Raw genomic sequence first — 23,430 nt, 5'->3', positions numbered from 1 at the left:
TCACGTGTCGCCGATCCGCAGGACGCCGCCCAGGCCGCGGCGCGCGGCGGTGACGGCGTCGATGAGCACCGCGAGCGCGGCGAAGACCAGGAGCCCGCCGGCCAGCGCCGCGGCCCCGGCCAGGTCGGGCCGGTAGCGCGTGACCGGGAACCCGCCGGTGTACGGGCGCAGGTCGATGGCGGGCCCGAGCAGGCCGGGCAGCACCAGGCCGAGCAGCCACCCCGCCACGGCCGCGGCGAACAGCGCCGGCGCGATCTCCGTGAGGGCCATCAGGCGCGCCTGGCGGCGGCTCAGCCCGAGAGTGCGCAGGTAGGACACCGTACGGCCGCGTGCCCGCGCCCCGGCGAACAGGATGACCAGTACGGCGAGCGTTCCGTAGCAGGCGACGAGCACCCCGGTGAAACCGAAACCGCGTCCGACCAGGCGGCCGAGCTCGCCCTGGGTGAAGGCGTCGTGCGTCATGGCGTATGTGGTGACGGCGCTCGCTCCGGCGTCGCCCAGCGTGGTCTGGGCGGAGGCGCGGCGCAGCGCGCCCACGTCGATGTGGTCGCCGCGTACGAAGATCGAGACCGAGCCGGTGTTCCCTCCGCCGGTGGCGCGGGCCAGGGCGTCGGCCGGCACGAGGACGTACTGGTCGGAGGGGTTCCGGCCCGGGAAGGCCGCCACGGTGCCGGCGTCGCGTACCGGCAGCCGCTGCCCGTAGTCCGTCGAGATGCCGAGGTCGCCCGCCCGCGCCGCCTTGCTCGCGGCCGGGGAGAACAGCGCGGGCACCGGCTCGCCCGGCCGCGTCGCGGGCCAGCCCGGGATCCGCGCCCCGGTCCCGGCCATCATCCGCCGGTACGCATCGAGGTCGACGCCGATCGCGGTGAGCTCGTCGACGACGTCGCCCTGGGACAGCAGCCGGGCCGCGTCGATCGTCTGGACGGGTACGGAGGCCCGTACGCCGGGGGAGCGGCGCACGCGGGCGACGAGGGCGGGGTCCATCGACAGGACGTCGGCGCGCGCGTCGCCGCCGACCGACTCGTACGTCGCGATCCGCTGCGCGCGCGCCAGGCTCGTCGAGACCGTCGAGCCGAACCCGATGACCGTCACGGCCAGCAGCAGCACGACCAGCGGCAGCACCGCGGTGGCCTCCTGGCGGGCGGCGCGCGCGACGCCGACGAACGGCGCGGCGGACCGGCCGCGGGCGAGGAACCATCCGGCCAGCCGCAGCGGGTACGGCAGGACCCGCAGGAGCAGCAGGCCGAGGGCCACGGCGAGGAGCGCGGGCACCGCCGAGAGGTACGGGTCGACGCCCGCCGCCCAGGTCTCGGTGGTCAGCCCGCGCCGCCGCAGGACGTACGTCCCGGCCACCGCGAGCGCGACGAGCAGGGCCTCGGCGACCAGCCGGCGGTGCCCGGTGCGGGGCGCGCGGCGGGTGCGCCCGGCGACGGCCGCCGGCAGCGCGATCGCGAGTACGGCCGGCGCGACCACGGCGGCGAGCGAGACCGCCTGCGCCGGGCCGGGCACCAGCAGCGCGGACAGCGCCGGTCCGGCGACCGCGGCGGGCAGCGTGACCAGCGCCGCGAGGCCTCCGGCGAGCCCGGCGAGCTGGGTACGCGAGGCGCCGCGCGCCGCCTGGGTGGACAGCGCGGTGTCCATCCGGGTGAGCAGGAGCCGTACGGCCAGCGCGAGCACCCCGAGCGCGGCGGCGAACAGTCCCGCCAGGGACAGTGACAGCAGCGTCTGGGCGGTGTGCAGCCGCCGTACGAAGTCCTCCAGCAGGTCGTCGAACCGGGTGCTCAGCAGGGGGCCGGCGGCGTCCACCCGCGCGTTGGCGAGCGCCTCGCCGGCCCGCTGCACGTCGGCGGCCAGCGCGGGCGCCGTGTCCGCCGTCACGCGGCCCGGTCCGGGCGTGTAGGTCCAGGTGAGAGCGATGTGGAACGGAGTCTGTGCGGCCAGCGCCCGGTAGCCGTCCGGGCCGACGACCGCCGTCGCCCGGACGATCTCGCTTCCGTCGGGCATTTTCTGGATCTCGGCGTCGGTGTAGGGGTGATGGGACGGCCAGTACGCCTGTCCTGGGTCGGCGGGCGTGAACAGGCCGGTGATCCGTACGCTGAGCGCCGGCTGTGTCACGGTGGTCAGCACGTCGCCGGCCTTGACGCCCAGCCGCTGGGCCGCGCGTACGGGAAACGCGGCCTCCAGGCGGAACCCGGGCTCGGGCCCGCCGGGTGCGCGGCCGGCGACATAGCGGACGTGCCCGCCCGCGGTGGCGGAGTAGGCGAGCGCCAGCTTCTCGGTCCGGCCGGTCAGTGACATGAAGTCGGTGGCGGCGGCGTGGTCGGCGGTGACGATCGTCTTCCGGAGCACGGGAGGGAACATCCCGCGCCACTGCCGGTCCAGCCGCGCGAGCCCGTCGGCGGTCGAGGCGGGGAACCTCGCCCGTATCCGCTCGTCCGACGGCGCGACCGGCCGGAGCTCGGCCGCCGCGACCAGGTCGGTGCCGCCCGGGGGCGCGCCGGCGACCGTGTCGCGCGCCGCCCGGTCGTATCCGGCGACGAGCGTACGAGGACCCGCGTCGGCCAGGAACGAGGTGATGAGGACGAGCAGCCCGAGGGTGAGGAGCGCCGCCCACTGGGCCCGTGCCGTACGGCGGATCATCGGTCCTCCCCGAGGCGCAGGGCCCGGCCCGGCCTGCCGCGGCGAAGGGAGCGTACGAGCAGGAGCAGGACCGCGGTGAGCAGTACGACGACGGCGGCCAGCAGTGCCAGGATCATCGGCCACCGCAGGATGACGTGCACCGGCGGGTAGGGCGCCGTCGCGCTCACCGTCAGCACGACGTGCGGGACGACGAGCCGGGCCACGACGAGCCCCAGCAGCAGCCCGCCGGCCACGCCCAGCCCGACGAGGAACGCCTGCTCGACGGCGACCAGCCCGAGGAGTTGCCGGCCGCTGACGCCGAGCGCGCGCAGGATCGCGAACTCGGTCGCCCGCTCGCGCGCCGACACCGCCGTGTTGACCACGAAGCCGGTCGCGGCGAACACCAGCGCGGCGGCGAAGCCGAGCAGCAGCGCGCCCTGCAGAGCACCGCCCAGCGGCGCGTCGCGGAGCCGGTGCCGCAGTTCGATCCGGTCGACGGTGGTGCCGCCCCACGTCCGATGGGCGGCCAGGGCCCGCGCCGCGGGGGCGGTGTCGGCGGCGCGGGTCGCGAGCCACCACTCGGTCGGCGGCGACGGGGTGCCTCCGGAGGCCAGCGCCCGCTCCTGCAGCGCGGTCCAGTCGAGGAGCACGGCCGGTACGCCGGGGGTCGTCGACGGCAGGGCCGGGACGATCCCGGCGATCGTGATGGGCTGTTCGACGCCGTTCTCGGTGAGGTTGATCTGGCCGCCGACGGCGAGGTGCGCGCGTGCCGCCAGGTCGCCGGTGACGATCGCCAGCATCGGCGCGGACTCCGCGACGTCACGGGCGGTGGGCCCGGCCCGCAGGACGAGGCTGCCGGCGACCTGGGGTGTCTGGACGGTCATGCCGGGCGCGACCGGCAGCCGGGCCGTCACCAGGCCGCCCGGGCGGCCCGGGCGGCCCGGGCGGATGGTCAGCCCGGAGGGCGACCCGGCGGTCAGCGTGACCAGCCCGGACCAGTGGGTCCCCGGCGGAGTCCGCAGCGCGGGCCCGAGACCGCCGCCGTCACCCGGCCGGATCGCGGTCACCGCCAGGCCGTCCGCCGGTACGGCCCAGGTGCGCACGGAGGTGAAGCGCAGACCGCGGACGGCGAGGGGATAGGACAGCAGGCCGTCCCGGCCCGCGAGGCCGGTCAGGCCGATCTCCTTCGTGTGGGTCCTCCCGTCCGAGGGCACGGTGCCGGCGTCGACCTCGTACGTGACGTGCAGCGCGTCGCTGACGATCAGGGACAGGGCGACGGGGTCCTTCTGCCGCGTGGCGGCGACGCGGAAGCCCGCGGACAGGCGCGTCGGGTGTCCGGGTACGGGCACCGACGCTGTGGGTCCGCCTCCGGCGAGCCGCGCGAACGGCGTGCTGGGCGAGATCCCCGGACGGTTCCGCAGCATGCCGCCGACCGTGGCGGCGTCGGCGGCCAGGACCGTCACCTCCGCGCTGCCGGTAGATCCGGTGTCGCGCAGCACCGGGCTCGTCGCGATCACGCCGGGCAGCCGCGCGTACCGGCCGCCCTGACCGGCCGTCATCGGGGAGCTCTGGTCGCCGGGCGCGCCGATCCGCAGGTCGGCGCCGGCCTGGAAGTCGGCCTGGTCGACCTGCGACTGCCGCCAGGTCACCCCGGTCACCAGGGACAGGACACCGACGGCGACCGTCATCACGAGCAGCAGGGCCGGGCCGGCGGTCCGCAGCGGACGCCGGCTCACCTGCCGCGTGCCGACCGCGGCCGCCAGCCCGCGAGCGCGTGTCGTGGCGCGCTCACCGGCACGCGAGGCGACCGGCACGAGCCGCAGGATCACGACGCCGCCCGCGAGGAGCGCGAGCGCCGGCCCCGCCACGATCAGCGGGTCGACGCCGAGCCCGTTCGCCGCGGTCGTGGTGACCGGCCCCCCGTAGTGCGCGAGCTGCCAGACGGCGAGCCCGGCGACGACGACGAGCGCCAGGTCGGCGCCGGCGCGCTGGATCATTCCGCGCCGCTCACCCCGGCCACGCGCGGTCACCGTCGCGACGTAGGTCCTCCTGACGCCGCGCAGCGGCGGCAGCGTGATCGCGGCGGCGCAGGCCAGGGCCGCCGTGATCGCGACGGCCCAGATCAGCGCCGATGGCGTCAGGTGCAGCCGGAGCCCGGGCGTGCCGAGCAGCGGCGTCGCCGTGACCGCACGGACCAGGAACGGGGCCAGGAAGGGCGCGGCCACCGCCGCGGGCGCGCTGAGCAGCAGGCCCTCGCCGACCGAGAGCGCCGCGACCTGCTTGGCCGAGGCGCCGCGGGCCCGCATGAGCGTGATCTCCACGCGGCGGTGCTCGGCGAGCAGCCGGGCGACGAGTACCAGCGTGTACACCGCGAGCAGGATGAGTTGCAGCGCCGGGATCATCAGCGTCGAGCGTGAGACGAGCAGCGCGCGGTCGACCTGGGACAGCAGGTCCGCGGCCGATGACTTGACGGTGTAGCCGGCGCTGCCGGCCGGGCCGGGGCCGAGCGTGGCGGGCAGGGCGCGGGCCCGCCTCTCGACGTCCTTCAACCGCCCGGCGTGCAGCTCCCGCAACGAGGGCAGCACCAGCCAGCGGGCGGTCACGGACGTGGTGAACCGGGTGGTGAACGTGGCCGGCGGCACGACCAGCGGGCCGAAGGTCGTGTAGCCGAGCCGCTCCACCCCGGTCGTGACGAGCCGGTCGCCACCCCAGAAGTAGTCGTCCGCGCGGACGGCCGCGAACAGGCCGGTGACCCTGACCGTGACGGCCGGCCCGTCGACGCGGCTGTTCAGGACGACGGTACGGCCGGGGGCGAGCCGCATCGCGCGCGCGGCCGGTTCCGGGAGGGCGGCCTCGACGGTCCCGCCCGCGGGGGCCGGGGCGGGGGCGGGCCAGCGGCCGGCGGTCAGGCGGGCGTGGCCCTCGATGCCGGAGTACGTGGCGAACGTCGTGAGCTGAGGGTGCGCACTCCGCTCCTGACCTGGGACGATGTAGGAGTCGCCGCGCGCGCTGAGCGAGATCGCGGCCGGCACGCGGCCGTAGACCTTCGCGATCGCGGCGGATACCTGCCGGTCGGCCGCGGGGATGTCCCGTGCGGCGACGGCGGTGCTGATCTGGGTACCGGCGCCGCCGAAGGTGGTGCCGGCGAGGGTGGTCCGCAGCCCCTCCCCGGTCACGGAGGCGGCGTACCCGGCGAGCGCCGCCAGGACGGTCACGGCGAACAGCGCGGTCGCGGAGGCGGCGACGGCGAGCAGGCGATGGCCGAGAGCACGACGCACCACCAGACCAGGCCGTTTCACCCCGTGTCCTCTCGAAGCCCCGAAAGACCCTCATGATCGCCCGCACCGGCCGAACCCGGCAAGAGCACTCACGGAACGGTGTTCCGTTCGAGATCTCCCCGTGAGCGGCGGCTAGAGCAGGGCGGGGAGGCCGAAGGCGGGGAACAGGTCCGGGGGGAAGGTCGAGACGTCGGTGACGGTTCCGGCCTCCAGGCGCAGCACGCTCAGGCCGAACGGCTGGAACGCGCTCTCTCCCTCACCGCGGACGTACGACGCCGCGGCCGGCTGGCGGTTGGCGCGGGTGGCCATGAAGCGGAACGCCAGCGCGTGCGGGCCGTGCAAGGCCGGTGCCCAGGCCGCGATGATCGCCATCCGGCCCTCGACCAGGAACGGTTCCGGGCCGTCGTGACCGCCGGCGCCCGGCTGCTGGGCGGCGCGGGCGTTCTCGCTCAGCAACCCCGACAGGGCCGTGTCGTCCGAGCGTTCGATCGCGGCCATGTAGCGCTCCAGCATCGCGCGTTCGCTCATGCCGGGCACGGTCGCCGGCGCGCGTCGTACCGGCAGGTGCCGCCGCAGCGTCGGCCGGGCCCGCTGCAGCGAGCTGTTCACCGACGCGACGGTCGTCTCCAGCGCGATCGCCGCCTCCTTGGCCGGCCAGCCGAGCACGTCGCGCAGGATCAGTACCGCGCGCTGCCGCGGCGGCAGGTACTGGACCGCGGCGACGTAGGCAGGCTCGATCGTCGGCTCGGCGGTCACGGCGGTGTCCGACTTGGACGCCGCGGCGTCCAAGAGCCGGTCCGGGTACGGCTGGAGCCAGGGGATCATCGCGGCGGGCGCCGTCTCACCGCCCGGGCCGGTCATCGCCAGCTGCCCGTCGTACGGCTTGCGGGTCAGGAAGTCCAGGCAGGCGTTGGTCGAGACGCGGTACAGCCAGGCGCGGAAGCTGGAGCGCGCCTGGTACGTCTCGCGCCGCCGCCACGCCCGTACGAACGTCTCCCGTATGAGGGCCTCGGAGTCCTCCAGCGACCCGAGCATCCGGTAACAGTGCACCTGCAGCTCGGCGCGGTACCGCACCGCGAGTTCGGTGAACGCCGGCTCGTCGCCCGCCCGGGCGGCCGCCGCGACCGCGTTCTCCTCGGCCTGGTTGCTCCTGGGATTGACTCGCTGCACGACGGACTCCCTGGTCTCCTGCTCGTCCTCGGGGGCGGTGCGAGCTTTCGGCATGCGGCCCGCCGGGTCAAACGGACCGCATGCCTTGACCTCTATGACGACCGGGAGCCGGAAAACTCATCGCAGCCGCGACAAGCGGTGCGTACCGGGACGACGGTCAGCGGCCGGGTGCGGAGTGTCTCAGTTCGTCGCGGGCGATGCGTTCGACCAGTACGGGAACGAACTCGCGGATGGGCCGCCCGTCGAACCTGTGGTGGATCGAGCTGACCGTCTCATCCACCTGTGTGGGGGAGAAACGGTCGGAGAACGATCGGGAGAGGCGGTCGGTCAGCTGGTCGAGGGCGTGCCGTTCACGGATGGTGTCGGCGCTCACGAAAGACCTCCGTTGCGTGACTGGGTCGTCCTTGCCCGCAGGCGTACCCGGGCGCGGGCGGCTGACACACGAAGATCCCCGGGCCGTGGCCACGAGGGCGAGGGCGGGCCGGTAGGCTGCGCGGATGCTTGATCATGGAGAGGATCCGCGGCCGGACCGCGGGGCCGTACGGGAGATCTACACGCCCGAGCGCGCGGCGACGCTGGAGTACTCCCCGGACATGGACGGACTGGCCGATCCGGGCGAGATCGTCTGGGCGTGGGTGCCGTACGAGGAGGACCCCGAGCGCGGCAAGGACCGGCCGCTGCTGGTCGTGGGCCGGCACGGGCGACGGCTGCTGGCGATGATGCTCTCCAGCAAGGCCCACGACTCCGAGGACTGGCTCGACCTCGGGACCGGCGCCTGGGACCGCGACGGGCGCGAGTCCTACCTGCGCCTGGACCGCGTGTTCGCGCTGGACGAGGACGACATCCGCCGCGAGGGCTCGGTGCTCGACCCGGAGCGGTTCGCGCACGTCGCTGCGGCGCTCATGCGGGCGCACGGCTGGAAGCCCACGCGCGCGCGGAGCTGAACACACGCGCGTGGGCCGCCGATCAGCGGTGCTGCAGGGCGTCGAGCGCGATGGCCTGCGCGATGACGAGGCGGCGGTCCAGGCGCGGGTCCTTGATGTCGACGACGTACCGGTCGCGCAGGCCGAACTTCTTGTCCACGCTGAACGTCTCCTGCCCGTTCGCGTTGAAGTCGAAGTGGTACGGCCAGGCGAACGGCAGGTTCTCCACGTACGGGATGAAGTCCCAGACCCGGCGCAGGATGGCCACGGTCTTGTTGCGCTCGGAGCCGGTCGTGACGCCGAGGTTCGGCTGCTCCAGGTGCCATGTCGAGGACAGCAGTGACGCCTTGAAGTCCTTGCGGAACAGCCCGATCGGCTGCCCCTGCGGGTCGGTCACGTCATAGGTCGAGGACAGGTCGAGGCGCTTGCGCGCCTTGAAACCGAACAGCGCGTACTGCTTGCTGTCATCGGTGTAAATGGTGACCTGTTCCTTGAACGCCATGCGCTTCTGCTGCGCGAAGGCGACCAATTCTCCCTCGGACCCGTCCGCGCCTTCCATGTGCACTTCGTACTGGTTGACCATCAGGCGGACGCGCTGCCGGATGAGCAGGCGCGGCGCGGCCTGAAGCGTCTGGAAGTCCATCGAGTGTCCGTTCTGCGGGGAGCGTGGAATGGCGAGCAAAACTACACGACCGCACGGACTTCGGCAGGTCGGTCAGGTCAGCCGGTCGCGGCGCCGGTGCCGGTCGGCGTCGGCGAGGGGGACGGCGTCGGCGAATGGGTCGGGGGCGGCGGCGGGGCGTGCGTCGGAGAGCTCGGCGAGTGGCTGCCGCCGCCCGGCCGGCTCGGGGCGCGCGACGTCTTACGGAGCGTGCGCCGCGTGGGTTCGGCCGCCGTCGGGCTCGTGTGGTCGTGCGGGCGGGAGGCGGACGCCGGCCGCGGCCCGTACGAGTGACGGTCGTGGTCCTCGGGGGCCTGGGAGTCGACCGGGCCCTGGCCGGGCACCAGGGCGCTGCCGGGCTCGGCGGGCACGGAGCCGCCGTTGCCGGTGGCGGCCATCGCGACGACCGTCGCCAGTACCGCCACGAGGGCGGCGGGCGCCGTCACCATGGCGACCATCCGCAGCCTGCGCGGCCGCCGCTCGTCCTCGGCGCGCCTACGAGAGGCCGTCTCCGCTGCGTACTCGACGCGGCGCGGCGGCGGATCGGCGGTGGCGGCCTTCGCCGTCTCGGCGGCGTACTCGACGCGGCGCGAGGCCGGGGCCTCCTCGGCCTGCTCGTGCCAGGGCAGGAGCTCGGCGCCGGTCTCGGCCGCGTGGTCCCGCAACGACTGCGGGCGGGACCGGTGCGGCCCCGCGGCGTCCAGGGCCGCCGGCGCGTCCAGGGCGAGCATGGGCTCGGCCGGCATCGGCGCGAGCGCGGGCATCGGCGCGGTCGGGGCGTCGACGACGGCCTCGGGCGCTCCCTCTAGGTCCTGCCGCCGCGTGAGCGGGCGGGGTACGGGCGTCACCCGCTCGGCCGTGCCGTCCAGGCGTCCGAGGAGCTCGCCGACCGTGGGCCGGTCGGCGGGGTCCTCGGCGAGCGTCGCCGAGACCAGGCCGCGGAGGGGCTCCTGCAGGGCGTCCAGCACGTCGGCGCGGACGCCGGTGCCCTCCTCGGAGATGGGGCTGCGGCCGGTCGCGGCGTACCCGAGGAGGCAGCCCCAGCCGAACACGTCGGAGGCGGTGCCGGCCGGATGGCCGCTGACGCGCTCCGGCGAGACCCAGCCGGGGTTGTAGGGCACCGTGCCGATCTCGGCGGGCCGGCCCGAGATCGGCGCCTCCTGGGCGATGGAGAAGTCGATCAGCCGCGGGCCGTCGGAGGCGAGCAACACGTTGGTCGGCTCGACGTCGCAGTGGATCAGGCCCGCGCCGTGCACGGCGCCCAGGGCGCGCGCGAGCGCGATCGCCAGCGCGTCGAGCTGCTCGGGGTCCAGCGGGCCGAGGCCTTCGACGAACTGGGCGAGCGAGGGGCCCTCGACGTAGTCCTGGATGAGGTACGGCGGCGACTCGTCGCTGCCGTCGACCCGCAGCGCGGGGGTGCAGAAGGCGGGCAGGCGCCGGACGGAGACCGCCTCGGTGCGCAGCCGGCGGCGCGTCTGCGTCTGGTCGGCCCGGCGCATGCGCGTGGTCTTGACGACCACGTGCTCGCCGCCGGGGGCGTGGGCGAGGTAGACGACACTCGTACCGCCCGCAGCCAGCCTGCCGGTCAGCCGGTGCCCGTCGATGACGGCCGGGTCGTCTGCCTGCAACGGCTCGGCGCCAGGGGGCAGGACTTCGCCGCCGAGAGCCTTCGGTGCGGACATTCCATCCACGAGCGCGCCTCTTTCGACCGCGTCGGTAATTGATCTTCTGAAGATATAGATCTTGCAACCGTATGGAGCCGGGCGCAACCTGAACGTCACTGTTCGTGGTCTTTTCTGTTTATCTGGGGCATCTCGGCGGGTGTCCAGAGCAGGGCCGAAACAGGACAGCGAGCTGTTTCGGGCTGTCCTTACGGCTAGCGTTCCCACGCGTAAAGGCGTGAGTCGGAGACGGGCCGGCGCGAGGAGCGGGAGCCATGGCGGACATCGAGAGGCCCTACATCAGAAGGCGGAGCCTTCTGACGGGCGCGGCCGGTGCCGCGGCGATCGCGGGGATCGGCGGAATCGACCTGGGCACGGCCGCTCCGGCGGAGGCCGCGGCGCCCGCGCGCGGGCGTACGGTCCGGCTGCGTGAGGGTACCGACCTCGCGGCGCAGCTCTCGCCGGACGGGAGGTCCATCGCGATCGACCTCGTCGGTGTGCTGTGGGTCCTGCCGGCCTCCGGCGGACCGGCCCGCCGGCTGACCGGCGACCTGTACGACATCGCCCAGCCCGAGTGGTCCCCGGACGGCCGGTGGATCACGTTCCAGTCCTACCGCGAGGGCGTGTTCGACGTCTGGGTGATCCGCCCGGACGGATCGGGGCCGCGCCGGCTGACCCACGGGCCGTACGACCACCGCGAGCCGCGCTTCTCTCCCGACGGAAAGCGGATCGTCTTCTCCTCCGACCTGGGCGGCGGCTACGGCATCCACACGCTGGACGTCGCCGGCGGCGCGATCACGAAGGTGACCGACACGACGGCCGAGGAGTACGAGCCCGCGTGGTCGCCGGACGGCGGGCGCGTCGCCTTCGTGGTCGCCAACACCCGGATCGACGTCGTCGAGCTCGGCACCGGGGCCCGTACGACGGCGGTCACCGTGCCCGACGGCCAGGTGATCCACAACCCGGCCTGGAGCCCGGACGGCAAGGACCTGCTCTACTCGCTCGTGCTCAACGGCCGCAGTGAGCTGTGGCGGTCGGGCACGGCCCTGGTGACGGGGGAGGAGGTGTTCCCGTTCCGGGTGTCGTGGCGGTCCGCGAAGGAGTTCGTCTACACCGCCGACGGGCGGATCCGGAGCCGGTCGCTGAGCGGGGGAGCGCCGCACGACATCGGCTTCAGCGCCGCGGTCACCCTCGCCGCGCCGTCCTACCGCAAGCGGCGGCGCGACTTCGACTCGGCCAAGGCGCGGCCGGTCGCCGGCATCGGCAGCCCGGTGCTGTCCCCGGACGGCGAGCAGGTGGCGTTCCGCGCGCTCAACGACATCTACACGATGCGGATCGGGCAGGCGCCGCGGCCGCTCACCCGCGACCACTGGTGGAAGAGCTCCCCGGCCTGGTCGCCGGACGGCCGTCACCTGTCCTACTCCACCGACCGGGCCGGAAAGCTGGACATCTGGATCCGCGACCTGGCCACCGGCGCGGACCGCAGGCTGACGAACCTGCCCAACGCCGCGGCGGTGTCGGGAAGCTGGTCGCGCGACGGCTCCCACCTGGCCTTCCTCGACCAGACCGGCGCGCTCTACACGGTCGAGGTCGCCTCCGGGAACGTCCAGCAGGTCTACACGGCCACCTTCGAGCCGGGCCGCCCGACCTGGTCCGCCGACGGGAACGTCATCGCGCTCGCCGCGATCAAGCCCTACTCCGCGCGCTACCGCGAGGGCCTCAGCAAGATCCTCCTGGTCGACCGCCGCACCGGCGCCGGGACGTACGTCGACCCGCTGCCCGACCGCTCGATCCAGACGCGCGGCGACGACGGGCCGGTGTGGTCGCCCGACGGGACGAAGATGGCGTTCGTCGTGGCGAGCGTCCTGTGGGTGGTCGACGTGCACCCCGACGGCACGCCCGCGGGCGAGCCGCGCCAGGTCACCCACGAGGTCACCGACGCGGTGAGCTGGAGCGGCGACTCCTCTCATCTGCTCTATCTCAACAACGGCCGCCTGCGTCTCGCCGCCGCCGACGGCAGCCGCACCCGTACGCTGCCGGCCCCGCTGACCTGGGCGAACACACGCTCGAAGGGCCGCACCGTCGTACGCGCCGCGCGCATGTGGGACGGCACCTCCCGGCACCTGCGCGAGGACGTGGACATCGTGGTCGAGGGCCACCACATCGTGGCCGTCGAGCCGCGCGGCCACGGCGGGGGAGGCACGGTCGTCGACGCCGGCGACTCCGTGGTGATCCCCGGCCTCGTGGACATGCACCACCACCGCGAGATGCAGGGGTATGAGTACGGCGACCGCCAGGGCCGTCTCTGGCTGTCGCTGGGCATCACGACGACCCGCTCACCGGGCAGCCCGGCCTACCACATGGTCGAGGCCCGCGAGTCGTTCCAGTCCGGCGCGCGGGTCGCCCCCCGTTACTTCGCCACCGGCGAGGCCGTCGACGGGCCGCGGATCTTCTACAACTTCATGCGCCCCACCTTCGACGACGCCCAGCTCGCCCTGGAGCTCGAACGCGCCGGCGCCCTCGACTACGACCTGATGAAGTCCTACGTGCGGCTGCCCACCGAGTGGCAGCGGAAGGTCATCGACTGGGCGCACGGGCGGGGCGTCCACGCCACCTCGCACTACCACTACCCGGCGATCGGCTTCGGCGGCGACGGCATGGAGCACATCGGCGCGACGAACCGCTTCGGCTACTCCCGTACGGTGACCGCGCTCGGCACCGGCTACGGCGACGTGATCGACGTCTTCACCGCCTCCGGCGCGGTGCGGACCCCGACCCTGTTCGTCTCGGCGACCCTGTTCCGCGACGACACCTCGCTCGTCACCGACCGGCGGGTGAGGACGCTCTACCCCTCCTGGGAGTACGCCTCGCTGGAGGCCGCCGTGAACACGGCCAGGACCACCGACCAGACCGTGAACCGCGCGAACCTCGCGGCCCAGGTCGCCCAGGTCGTCGCGACCGTACGCGGCGGCGGGCGGGTCATCACGGGCACCGACTCCCCGATCGACCACACCGCGGTCAGCACGCACATGAACCTGCGCGCCCTGGTGAAGTACGGGCTGACCCCGTACGAGGCGCTGACCACGGCGACCCGGGTGCCGGGGGAGTTCCTGGAGGAGCCGCTGGGCCAGATCAAGCCCGGCATGTACGCCGACCTGACCTTCCTGGGCGGCGACCCGCTCACCGACATCACCCGGGCGGCCGACGTACGCCAGATCATGGTCAACGGCGAACTGCACACGGTCGACGCGTTGCTCGAACCCTTCGCCGCCCCCATGCGCCAGGCCGCCCCGGCCGGCCGGCTGCTGCCCCGCCTGCCGGACCACCCCGCGAACGCGAAGTACTGGTGGCACGACCCGCACTATCTGGAGGAGAGCAAACGCTCCTGCTGCGCCGGGACCTGACCACGGGGGTGGCGTTTCGTATGGAATCGTTGCCATATGCGGCTCACCGACTCCGTACGGGTTCATCACGACACCTGCAACGTCTACCTGCTGGTCACCGGCTCGGACGCGATCGCGGTCGACTTCGGGTCCGGCGCGGTGCTGGATCACCTCGCCGACCACGGCGTCGAGCGGATCACCGACGTTCTGATGACCCATCACCACCGGGACCAGGGGCAGGGGCTGGCGCGTGCCGCGGCGGCCGGGATCCGGATCTGGGTGCCCGCGAGCGAGCGGGACCTGTTCGCCGACGTGAGCACGCACTGGCAGACGCGTACGGTCAGTGACTACTACGACCTGCGCCAGGACCGGTTCTCGCTGCTGGACGACGTGCCCGTGCACGCCGTCGTGCCCGAGTACCGCACCACCCGGATCGGCGGGGTCGACGTCCTCGCGATCCCCACGCCCGGGCACACCCTCGGGTCGGTGACCTACCTCGCCGAGCTCGACGGCAGCCGGATCGCCTTCACCGGGGACCTGCTGTACGGGCCGGGCAAGGTCTGGTCGCTCGCGGCGATGCAGTGGAGCTACAGCGGCCTGGAGGGCGCCGCCGCGTCGGTGATCTCCCTGGACCTGGTCGCCGACCGCGCCCCCGACCTGGTGCTGCCCTCGCACGGCCGGCCGATCCACGCGCCGATGGCCGCGATCGTCGAGGCGCGGCGCAACCTCCAGGCACTCGTCGACTTCCGCCGGGACGAGCACTGGGACCTCAACGCCCGGCTGCGGCGGCCGTACGAGCGGATCAGCCCGCACCTGCTCCGCAACCGCACGTCCTTCGCGACGAGCTACGCGCTGCTGTCGGAGTCGGGGGCCGCCCTGCTCATCGACTACGGCTTCGACATGATCACCGGGATGCCCACCGGCGACGACCGGTCCTCGCGGCGGCCCTGGCTCGCCTCGCTGGACGCGCTGAAGCACACGTACGGCATCGACCGGGTCGAGGTGGCGGTTCCGACGCACTACCACGACGACCACGTGGCGGGCTTCGGCCTGCTGCAGGAGGTGGAGGGCACGCAGATCTGGGCGGCGGAGTCGATCGCGCCGATCCTGCGCGACCCGCTGCGCCACGACCTGCCGTGCCTCTGGTACGACCCGCTGCCGGTGGACCGCGTGGTGGACACCGGCGTGCCGGTGCGGTGGCATGAGTACGAGCTGACGATGTACCCGCTGCCCGGCCACACGCTGTACGCGGTGGCGATCGCCTTCGAGGCCGACGGGCAGACCGTCCTGGCCACCGGCGACCAGCAGGACGGCGGGTGGGCCGACGGCGAGCGTACGGAGGTGCTCAACTTCCAGTATCGCAACCGCTTCCGCTTCGACGACTTCGTCGACTCGGCCCTGCTCTACCGGCGGTTGGCGCCCGACCTGATGATCAGCGGGCACTGGGCGCCGCGCCGGGTCGACGACGCCTACCTCGACATGCTGCTGGTCAAGGGGGAGGAACTGGCCCGGCTGCACCGGACGCTGCTCCCGCTGGAGGAGGTCGACTTCGGCGCGGAGGGCTTCGGCGCGCGCGTCCTGCCGTACCGCTCGGCGGTGCACGGGGGCGAGAGCCGGGAATTCGAGGTCGAGGTCCGCAACCCCTTCCGGCGGCGCAGCGTGCTGCGCGTCGACCTCGTCGTGCCCGAGGGGTGGCGGGTCACGCCGGACCACCGCGAGGTCGAGGCCGAGGGGCTCGCCGAGGCCGTGGTCCGCTTCACGGTGGAGCCGCCGCCCGGCCGCCGGCGGCGGGCGCGCGTGGCGGCCAACCTCATCGCCGGCGACCGCGACTTCGGCCAGCAGGCGGAGGCATTGGTGGACGTCCGATGACGGGAGCGACCCCGCCGCAGATCCGTACACCGCACTACACCGTGAGGATCGACCGCGAGAGACTGCTGGCCGACGTCACCGGCGCGGACGGCGGGTCCTGGGGGCGCCTGCGCCTCCTCGCCTCCGTGGACACGCTCGCCGGGCCGGACGAGACGGTCCGCGTGGAGGCGGTCGACCTCGAACGCCACGAGGACGGCGCGCGCCTGACGGTCTCCTGCGTGAGCTCACGGTGGGAGTCCCGCACGCACGTGGTGGACTTCGGCCCCGACCGGATCGCGTTCGGCGCCACGGTGCGCGGCCGGGGTGAGATCACGACCGTACGGCTGCTCGGCGGGGCGCGGCTGCCGCAGGGCGTGCTGCCCAGCGGTGCGGCCCACCACACCGTCTTCTCTCCGAACCCGGACCACCCCTGGCGCGTCGCCCGCCCGGCCGCCGAGCCCGCCGTGATCAGCGTCAACGGCGAGGGCGGCGAGCCCGGCGTGGGCCGGTGGCTGTTCACGCCCGCGCCGACGTGCTTCGGGCTCTCCCGCGAGCGGACCGCCGACGACCGGCGGCTGCCGGAGGGCCCGTGGCTGATGCTCGGACTGGCCGCGCGCCGCCGTACGTTCGTGGAGTTCGCCTACGACCCGACGCCCGGCGGGTTCAGCCTGCGCTGTGAGTACGAGGGGCACACGGCCGCCGACGGGACCTTCACGACGCCGACGGCGCTGCTGATCTTCGGCGCGGCGGACCCGTACGAGGGCCTGCGCGCCTACCGCGCCGAGCTGGCCGCCCGCGGCCTCGTCCCGGCGGAGGCCCCGCGCCCGGTGCCCGCCCACTGGCTCCAGCCGATCTTCTGCGGCTGGGGCGCGCAGTGCGCGCTCGCCCGGCGGCCGCGGGAGGCCCCCGGTCTCTCGCGCCAGCCGCTGTACGAGGAGTTCCTCGACGCGCTCGCCGGCCACGGGCTCGTCCCGGGCACGGTCGTCGTGGACGACAAGTGGCAGGAGCGGTACGCCACCTGCCGCCCCGACACCGACAAGTGGCCCGACCTGGGCGGATTCATCGAAGACCGGCACGCCCGGGGCCAGCGCGTCCTGCTCTGGTGGAAGGCGTGGGACCCCGAGGGCGCTCCCGCCGAGGCCTGCGTCCGCGATCCCGAGGGGCGGCCGCTCGCGATCGACCCGGAGAGTTCGGCGGGCCGGGAGGTGATCGAGGACGCGATGGCGTTCATGCTCGGCGACCTGGACGCCGACGGCCTTAAGATCGACTTCAGCGGCCGTACGCCCTCCGGCGCCGCCCTGCGGCACGCGGGCCCCTCTTGGGGTTTCGACCTGCTGCACGAGCTCCTCGCGGTCGCCCACCGCGCGGCCAAGCGCGCCAAGCCCGGCTCGCTGATCGTCACCCACACGCCGGACCCGGGCTTCCTCGACGTGACCGACATGATCCGCCTCAACGACGTCCTCCACACCGACCACCCCGAGGGCCTGCCGCCGCCCTCGGACACGGCCGTCGTCGAGCAGATGACCTACCGGGCGCGGGTGGTGCGGGCGGTCTGCCCGGAGCTGCCGGTGGACACCGACGGCTGGTGCCTGCCGGGCCGGCGCGACCTGGCGGCGTACGCCCGCGCGGCCCCGGCCCTCGGCGTGCCCGCGCTGTACTACGCCGACCGGATGGACCTCGAACCGGGCCCGGTCGGCCCGGGCACGTGGGCGGTGGTGGCGGCCTCGTGGGCGGCCCACCGCGAGGCGCACGGGCTCACGGAGCCCCGGCATACAATCGTCCGTCATGGGGCCTAAGAGCGGGGACGGCGCGGAGCCCGACCCGCCGAGACCACGACGGCGTCCGACCATCCAGGACCTCGCCCGCGCCGCCGCCACCTCGCCCTCCACCGCCTCGCGCGCGCTGAGCGGCAACGGCTACGTCGGCGCCGACGTCCGCGCGCGGGTGCTCGCGGCCGCCGAGCGGATCGGCTACGTCCCGGACAGCAACGCGCGCACGCTCCGCAACCGCACCAGCCGCGCGGTCGGCATGCTGATCTCCGACCTGCGCAACCCCTTCTACGCCAACCTCGCGGCCGGCATCGAGGAGCAGCTCCGCTCGGCCGGCTACCACGTGATCGTGGTCAACAACGACGGCGAGGAGGAGGCCGAGGTCGAGGGCGCCCGCACCTTCCTCGCCGTACGGGTCTCGGCGGCGATCATCACGCCGGTGTCCGACCGCGCCGTGCGCATGCTGCTGAACGACGGCGTACCGGTGGTGCAGGCCGACCGCATGGTCGAGGGCCTGACCACCGACGGCGTCCTGGTCGACAACGTACGAGGCGCGCGGGAGGTCACCGCCCACCTGATCGGCCTGGGGCACACCCGCATCGCGCTGCTGATCGACGAGACCGACTGGACCACCGGCGCGGGGCGTCTCGCCGGCTACCGCGCGGCGCTGCGCGCCGCCGGCGTGCCGATGGACCCCGGGCTCGTGGTGCCGACGAAGTTCCAGCCCGAGGCGGCGCGCGACGCGGTGACCGGGCTGCTCGCCCGCCGTCCCGACGTCACGGCGCTGTTCGCCGCGAACAACATGCTCGCCGAGGGCGCGTTCCAGGCGCTCCAGCGGGCCGGCCGGCGGATCCCGGACGACCTGTCCCTGGTCGCCTTCGACGACGTGCCGTGGATGTCGATGGTCTCGCCGGGCATCACCACCGTCGACCAGCACACCGACGACCTCGGCCGCGCCTGCGCCCGGCTGGTCGTGGACCGCATCGCCGGTTCGGCCGACGGCCAGGCCACGGTGCGTTACATCGAGCCGTCCGTCACCTTCCGCGGCTCGACCGCGCCGCCCGGCGCCGTGATCTCCCTGGCCGGGCCCGGGCCCGGCGGCGTCGCCGTCTCCCCGTCGAGCTGACCGCCCGTAGTCGCCGGTCCGAAATTCCCCTCTTGACAGCGCCTCTGGGCCGAAAATAACGTGCACCGCATTGTGGTAACGATGCCACATTCGATGTTCTGGGCCTGGTTCCCCGCGTGCCCGTGATGCCGATTGACCGATTTCCCCAGGTCACGACGTATTCTTCACGCCTGGCTCGAACATTCGCCTTGGTTGTGAGGAGTGCGCATGATCACCCGACGCGGTTTTCTGGCCGGCTCGGCAGGGGCGCTCGCCCTCGGCGTGACGAGCGCCTGTGGCGGTGTCAGCGGCACGAGCGGCAGCGGTGGCGGCGGTGCGTCAAAGGGCGACACCGGAACGTTGTCCACGCAGGGCTTCGGCAAGCCCGACGACGTGGGGCAGGCGCGCATCGACGCCTTCAAGAGCGCCTACCCGAAGGTCGGGCTCAAGATCAACGAGGGCGACTTCGACCCGCAGCAGTTCCTTTCGGCGGTCGCCAGCGGCAACCCGCCGGACCTGGTGTACCTCGACCGGGGCCTCGTCGGCACCTACGCCGCCAAGGGCGCCATCCAGCCCCTGGACGACCACCTGGACTCCGCCGGGATCAAGACGGGGGCCTACCGGCCGGCGGCGCTGCACGAGGTGACCATCGACGGCAAGGTCTACGGCATCCCCGAGTTCTACGACACTCGCAACATCCTCATGAACGGCGAGGCGCTGCAGGACGCCGGGCTGACGGCGGCCGACCTCGGCACCACCGACTGGGACAGGCTGCACACCAACGCGGTCAAGCTGTACAAGGCCGGCGGCGGCAAGATCTCCCGGATCGGCTTCGACCCGAAGCTGCCGGAGTTCCTTCCGCTGTGGGCCAAGGCCAACGGCGCGGACCTGGTCAACGCCGACGGCTCCCCGAACCTCGCCGACCCCCGCGTCATCGAGGCCCTCACCTACGCCCTCAGCCTCGTGGACGAGCAGGGCGGCTGGTCGAGGTTCAAGGCCTTCCGTGACACCTGGGACCTGTTCGGCTCCGGCAACGAGTTCAAGAAGGACCAGGCCGGCGCCTTCCCCTGGGAGGGCTGGTACGTCAACGTCCTCGTCCAGGCGACGCCCAAGCTGGAGCTGGAGTCGGCGGCGTTCACCGACAAGCAGGGCAAACCGATCAGCTTCTCCAATGGCAGCGCTTGGTGCCTGCCCAAGGGCGCCAAGAACCCGGCGGCGGCCGTCAACTGGATGAAGGTCATGACCGCCACCGAGACCTGGCTCAAGGCCGCCGGGGCGCGCGAGGCGACGGTGGAGAAGAACAAGTCGATCTTCACCGGCCTGTGGACCGGCAACCCGGCCGCCGACGCGCAGGTCAAGGCGAAGTACGTCAAGCCCGGCCAGACCGGCTTCGACGCGGCGATCCAGAACTACTACGCCTCCAACGAGTACGCCTTCAGCATCGCCCCGTCCAAGGCCGGCAGCGAGATCAAGACCGCCTGGACCGACGCGGTCAACCGGGCGCTGTCCGGCCAGCAAAAGCCCGACGCGGCGATGCGGCAGGCGCAGACCGAGGCCGCCAAGGCGTTCAGCGCGGTCAAGTGATGGCGGCACTGGCCCTGCCCGGACGGAGGCGTACGCGGAGCGGCAACCAGCGCCGGGAGGCCCGCGCCGCGTACGGCTTCATCGGCATCTGGATCATCGGGTTCCTGGTCTTCACCCTGGGCCCGATGATCGCCAGCCTGGTGCTGTCATTCACCGACTACAACGCCATCAGCTCGCCGAAGAACGTCGGCTGGGACAACTACCGGCAGCTCGTGTCGGACCCGAAGGTCGCCAAGGCGCTCGCGAACACGCTCATCTACGCTGTGATGTACGTGCCGGCCGCGATGGCCGTCGCGCTGGGCCTGGCGATGGTCCTCAACCGGGTGGGCCGCGCGTCGGGGTTCTTCCGGACGATCTTCTATCTGCCGGTCATGACGCCGCCGGTGGCCGCGGGAGCGCTGTTCCTGCTGCTGCTCAACGGCAACCAGGGGCTGCTCAACCGCACGCTTCACCTGGTGGGGATCAACGGCCCGAACTGGACGACCGACACCGCCTGGGTCAAGCCGGGCCTGGCCATCACGATGCTGTGGGGCGTCGGCGGGATGGTCGTGATCTACCTCGCGGCGCTGCGCCAGGTGCCGAAGGAGCTGTACGAGGCCGCCTCGCTCGACGGCGCGGGCGCGTGGATGAGATTCCGCCGGATCACGCTCCCGATGATCAGCGGTGCGCTGTTCTTCACCCTGATCGTCCAGACCATCTACGCCCTGCAGATGTTCGACCAGGCGTACACGATGTTCTTCGGGGGTCAGCAGAACACCACTTACTCCAATGACGCCGCGCTGTTCTACGTGATCTACCTGTTCCAGCAGGCGTTCGGCTTCCTGCACATGGGCTACGCCTCCGCGCTGGCCTGGCTGCTGTTCATCGTGATCATGATCGTCACGGCGATCCAGGTGCGCGTCTCACGCCGGTTCGTCTACTACGAGGGGGAGAGGGACTGACATGGCGACTTCTCCCGCGGGGCTGACCGCGACACCGGCCTCCGAAGGCCCGGTGACGAAGAGGGCCAAGGCCGCGCCGCCCGGTACGGGCCGCCGCGACCATCGGCCGATCTGGAGGCGCACGCCGTACCTCATCGTGCTCGCGCTCGCCGGCGTGCTGTTCACCTATCCGTTCCTGTGGCTGGTCAGCGCGTCGTTCAAGCCGCGTACGGACGTGTTCGACAACGCGCTGATCCCGCACCACTGGCGGCCGGCCAACTTCGCCGACGTCTGGCACTACGGCGCGATGCTGACCTGGCTCGGCAACAGCGCGATGGTGGGCATCGCCGCCGCCACGACCGTCACGATCAGCAGCGCCGTCGTCGCCTTCGGGTTCGCCTACTTCCGGTTCCCCGGGCGCAACTTCCTGTTCGGGCTGGTGCTGGCGACGATGATGCTGCCGCAGGCGGTCACGATGATCCCGGTCTACCTGATCTGGAACAAGATCGGCCTGACCGGGACCCAGGTGCCGCTCTGGGCGCAGAACATCTTCGGCTCGGCGTTCTACATCTTCCTGCTGCGGCAGTTCTTCCTGTCGCTGCCACGGGAGCTGTTCGAGGCGGCGCGCGTCGACGGCTGCGGCTTCTTCGGCCTGTTCTGGCGCATCGCCCTGCCGCTCGCCCGGCCGGCCCTGGCGATCGTGTTCATCTTCGAGATCCAGGCGAGCTGGAACGACCTGCTCAAACCGCTGATCTACCTGCAGAACAGCTCCCTGTTCACCATGCCGCGCGGCCTCAAGTCGGTCATCGACACCTTCGGCAACGGCGGCGAGCACCACTGGGAGATCATCTCGGCGGCCAGTCTGATCGCGACCATTCCCATGATCGTGATCTTCGCCTTCGCGCAGCGGCACATCATCGACGGCATCGCCACGACGGGCCGGAAGGGCTGACCGTGTCACTCGGGGATCACGTGCTCGCCCTCGACATCGGCGGCACCAAGCTCGCCGCCGGTGTGGTGGGCGAGACCGGCGACGTACGGTCCTTCGTACGGACGCCGACCAGGGTCGGGGAGGGGCCGGACGCGGTCGTCGCGCGCCTGCTCGACCTGGGCCGCGAGGCGCTGACCGCCGCCGGGTGCGCCGCGGCGGACATGGCCGCGGTCGGCATCGGCTGCGGGGGCCCGCTCGACCCGGCGACCGGGCGGGTGCACGGGCCGCCCGGCCTGCCCGGCTGGGACGACGTGCCCATCGTCGACCTGGTCCGGTCCGCGTACGCCCGGCCGGTCTTCCTGGAGAACGACGCCACCGCCGCCGTGCTCGGGGAGTACCGCCACGGGCCCTGGGGCGACGTACGGCACATGCTCTATCTCACCGTGTCCACCGGCGTCGGCGGCGGCGTCATCCTCGACGGCCGGCTGCACACCGGCGCGGCCGGCAACGGCGGGGAGTTCGGCCACGTGATCATCGACTGGAACGGCCGCGTCTGCGGCTGTGGCCAGCGCGGATGCATCGAGGCGTACGCCTCGGGCAGCTCGATCGCCCGCCGCGCGGCGGAGGCGCTCGCCACGGGCGAGGCCTCCTCGATGCGCGAGGTCCCGGCGGTGACCGCCGAGACCGTCTCCGCGCACGCCGGCCGGGGCGACCCCCTGGCCAGGCGCCTGTGGGACGAGACCACCGCCGCCCTCGGCCGCGCGGTCGCGGTCATGATCAACGTGGTCGAGCCCGAGCTCGTCATCCTCGGCGGCGGCGTGACCCGCGCGGGAGACGCCCTCCTGCTGCCGGTCCGCCACGCCGCGCTGTCCCAGGCCATGCGCCCGGCCGGCGCCGCCGCCCGCGTCGAGCTGTCCTCGCACGGCGACGCCGTCGGTGTCGTCGGCGCCGCGGCCTCGGCCTTCCACCACCTCGGAGAAAGCCAATGAACGACCAGCCACTCGTCCAGCATCTCGACGAGCATCTCGCCGTGATCGAGTCGGTCCGCGGCCTCGTCCCCGGCGTCGATTCGCTCGGGGAGGAGATCGCCGCCCGGCTGGAGCGCGGCGGCGTCGTCTACTCCTTCGGCAACGGCGGCTCGGCCGCCGACGCCCAGCACCTGGCCGGCGAGCTGATCGGCCGTTACTGCCGCGAGCGCCGCCCGCTCGCCGCCGTGGCGCTGTCCACCGACCCGACCGTGACGACCTGCGTCGGCAACGACTACTCCTTCGACGACGTCTTCTCCCGCCAGGTCACCGCGCTGGCCCGGCCGGACGACGTCGTCGTCGCGTTCACCAGCAGCGGCCGTTCCCCCAACGTCGTCGCCGGGCTGCACGCGGGCCGCAAGGCCGGCGCGCTGACGGTGCTGTTCACCGGGCAGGCGCACCCGGGCGGGGGACCGGCGGCCGAGCACGCCGACCGGGTCCTCGCCGTGGCCTCGGGCCGTACCGCCCGGGTCCAGGAGGCCCACGTCCTGCTGCTGCACCTGCTCAGCGAGCACATCGACCGCTGGGCCGCCTCCACCTGACGCCCGGCCCT

16 protein-coding genes are annotated in these 23,430 nt (G+C 73.2%); 10 read left to right on the top strand and 6 right to left on the bottom strand.

What is annotated here, in order from left to right; genetic code table 11:
* The 4 genes from QWU11_RS05695 to QWU11_RS05680 all read right to left on the bottom strand — a co-directional run bounded on the left by QWU11_RS05695 (position 1) and on the right by QWU11_RS05680 (position 7,440).
* The gene (locus tag QWU11_RS05695; RefSeq protein WP_290103958.1) at positions 1-2,640 is read right to left on the bottom strand and encodes an FtsX-like permease family protein; all 2,640 of its coding nucleotides are present in this window, start codon (positions 2,638-2,640) and stop codon (positions 1-3) included.
* On the bottom strand, positions 2,637-5,918 hold the full coding sequence (locus tag QWU11_RS05690) for an FtsX-like permease family protein (protein WP_290103957.1): 3,282 nt from the start codon (positions 5,916-5,918) through the stop codon (positions 2,637-2,639). Before QWU11_RS05690 ends, QWU11_RS05695 begins: the two co-directional genes overlap by 4 nt.
* Before the next feature lie 111 nt (positions 5,919-6,029).
* A complete protein-coding gene (locus QWU11_RS05685; RefSeq protein WP_290103956.1) occupies positions 6,030-7,121 on the bottom strand; it encodes an RNA polymerase subunit sigma-70 in 1,092 nt (363 codons plus the stop codon).
* Between the two features lie 103 nt (positions 7,122-7,224).
* On the bottom strand, positions 7,225-7,440 hold the full coding sequence (locus QWU11_RS05680) for a three-helix bundle dimerization domain-containing protein (protein ID WP_290103955.1): 216 nt from the start codon (positions 7,438-7,440) through the stop codon (positions 7,225-7,227).
* Positions 7,441-7,564: 124 nt separating this feature from the next.
* Between QWU11_RS05680 and QWU11_RS05675 the strand changes: the two genes are divergently transcribed.
* A complete protein-coding gene (locus QWU11_RS05675; protein WP_290103954.1) occupies positions 7,565-8,011 on the top strand; it encodes a type II toxin-antitoxin system PemK/MazF family toxin in 447 nt (148 codons plus the stop codon).
* A 22-nt stretch (positions 8,012-8,033) separates the two neighbouring features.
* On the opposite strand, the gene QWU11_RS05670 is transcribed toward QWU11_RS05675, so the two are convergent.
* The gene (locus QWU11_RS05670) at positions 8,034-8,633 is read right to left on the bottom strand and encodes a hypothetical protein (RefSeq protein WP_290103953.1); all 600 of its coding nucleotides are present in this window, start codon (positions 8,631-8,633) and stop codon (positions 8,034-8,036) included.
* 77 nt (positions 8,634-8,710) lie between these two features.
* On the bottom strand, positions 8,711-10,333 hold the full coding sequence (locus QWU11_RS05665; RefSeq protein WP_290103952.1) for a protein kinase: 1,623 nt from the start codon (positions 10,331-10,333) through the stop codon (positions 8,711-8,713).
* Between the two features lie 254 nt (positions 10,334-10,587).
* Between QWU11_RS05665 and QWU11_RS05660 the strand changes: the two genes are divergently transcribed.
* The 9 genes from QWU11_RS05660 to QWU11_RS05620 all read left to right on the top strand — a co-directional run bounded on the left by QWU11_RS05660 (position 10,588) and on the right by QWU11_RS05620 (position 23,419).
* Positions 10,588-13,716, top strand: a complete 3,129-nt coding sequence (locus QWU11_RS05660) for an amidohydrolase family protein (RefSeq protein WP_290103951.1) — start codon at positions 10,588-10,590, stop codon at positions 13,714-13,716.
* Between the two features lie 36 nt (positions 13,717-13,752).
* Positions 13,753-15,564 (top strand): MBL fold metallo-hydrolase, encoded by a 1,812-nt coding sequence (locus QWU11_RS05655; RefSeq protein ID WP_290103950.1) that lies wholly within the window; start codon positions 13,753-13,755, stop codon positions 15,562-15,564.
* Positions 15,561-17,339: a hypothetical protein gene (locus QWU11_RS05650; protein ID WP_290103949.1), complete on the top strand. Its 1,779-nt coding sequence runs from the start codon at positions 15,561-15,563 to the stop codon at positions 17,337-17,339. The genes QWU11_RS05655 and QWU11_RS05650 overlap by 4 nt, the downstream gene beginning before the upstream one ends.
* Positions 17,329-18,438: a LacI family DNA-binding transcriptional regulator gene (locus QWU11_RS05645; protein ID WP_290103948.1), complete on the top strand. Its 1,110-nt coding sequence runs from the start codon at positions 17,329-17,331 to the stop codon at positions 18,436-18,438. Before QWU11_RS05650 ends, QWU11_RS05645 begins: the two co-directional genes overlap by 11 nt.
* A gap of 207 nt (positions 18,439-18,645) precedes the next feature.
* Positions 18,646-20,001 carry an extracellular solute-binding protein gene (locus QWU11_RS05640; RefSeq protein ID WP_290103947.1) on the top strand — a complete coding sequence of 452 codons (1,356 nt, stop codon included), beginning with the start codon at positions 18,646-18,648 and terminating at the stop codon, positions 19,999-20,001.
* Positions 20,001-20,942 carry a sugar ABC transporter permease gene (locus QWU11_RS05635; RefSeq protein WP_290103946.1) on the top strand — a complete coding sequence of 314 codons (942 nt, stop codon included), beginning with the start codon at positions 20,001-20,003 and terminating at the stop codon, positions 20,940-20,942. Before QWU11_RS05640 ends, QWU11_RS05635 begins: the two co-directional genes overlap by 1 nt.
* Before the next feature lies 1 nt (position 20,943).
* Positions 20,944-21,873: a carbohydrate ABC transporter permease gene (locus QWU11_RS05630; RefSeq protein WP_290103945.1), complete on the top strand. Its 930-nt coding sequence runs from the start codon at positions 20,944-20,946 to the stop codon at positions 21,871-21,873.
* Between the two features lie 2 nt (positions 21,874-21,875).
* On the top strand, positions 21,876-22,841 hold the full coding sequence (locus QWU11_RS05625; protein ID WP_290103944.1) for an ROK family protein: 966 nt from the start codon (positions 21,876-21,878) through the stop codon (positions 22,839-22,841).
* A complete protein-coding gene (locus QWU11_RS05620; protein ID WP_290103943.1) occupies positions 22,838-23,419 on the top strand; it encodes an SIS domain-containing protein in 582 nt (193 codons plus the stop codon). Before QWU11_RS05625 ends, QWU11_RS05620 begins: the two co-directional genes overlap by 4 nt.
* The last annotated feature ends 11 nt before the right edge of the window (positions 23,420-23,430 follow it).

The organism is Actinomadura sp. DC4, from assembly GCF_030406325.1.
In the GTDB taxonomy this organism is placed as follows: domain Bacteria; phylum Actinomycetota; class Actinomycetes; order Streptosporangiales; family Streptosporangiaceae; genus Actinoallomurus.
The sequence above is the reverse complement of the archived record's forward strand: the minus strand, read 5'-3'. Positions and strand labels throughout refer to the sequence as shown.

Coding starts and splice junctions, on each gene's coding strand:
- QWU11_RS05645 (WP_290103948.1), top strand. CDS start 17,329: ATGGGGCCTAAGAGCGGGGACGGCGCGGAGCCCGACCCGCCGAGACCA.
- QWU11_RS05620 (WP_290103943.1), top strand. CDS start 22,838: ATGAACGACCAGCCACTCGTCCAGCATCTCGACGAGCATCTCGCCGTG.
- QWU11_RS05685 (WP_290103956.1), bottom strand. CDS start 7,121: ATGCCGAAAGCTCGCACCGCCCCCGAGGACGAGCAGGAGACCAGGGAG.
- QWU11_RS05660 (WP_290103951.1), top strand. CDS start 10,588: ATGGCGGACATCGAGAGGCCCTACATCAGAAGGCGGAGCCTTCTGACG.
- QWU11_RS05640 (WP_290103947.1), top strand. CDS start 18,646: ATGATCACCCGACGCGGTTTTCTGGCCGGCTCGGCAGGGGCGCTCGCC.
- QWU11_RS05670 (WP_290103953.1), bottom strand. CDS start 8,633: ATGGACTTCCAGACGCTTCAGGCCGCGCCGCGCCTGCTCATCCGGCAG.
- QWU11_RS05650 (WP_290103949.1), top strand. CDS start 15,561: ATGACGGGAGCGACCCCGCCGCAGATCCGTACACCGCACTACACCGTG.
- QWU11_RS05655 (WP_290103950.1), top strand. CDS start 13,753: ATGCGGCTCACCGACTCCGTACGGGTTCATCACGACACCTGCAACGTC.
- QWU11_RS05695 (WP_290103958.1), bottom strand. CDS start 2,640: ATGATCCGCCGTACGGCACGGGCCCAGTGGGCGGCGCTCCTCACCCTC.
- QWU11_RS05630 (WP_290103945.1), top strand. CDS start 20,944: ATGGCGACTTCTCCCGCGGGGCTGACCGCGACACCGGCCTCCGAAGGC.
- QWU11_RS05665 (WP_290103952.1), bottom strand. CDS start 10,333: ATGTCCGCACCGAAGGCTCTCGGCGGCGAAGTCCTGCCCCCTGGCGCC.
- QWU11_RS05635 (WP_290103946.1), top strand. CDS start 20,001: ATGGCGGCACTGGCCCTGCCCGGACGGAGGCGTACGCGGAGCGGCAAC.
- QWU11_RS05675 (WP_290103954.1), top strand. CDS start 7,565: ATGCTTGATCATGGAGAGGATCCGCGGCCGGACCGCGGGGCCGTACGG.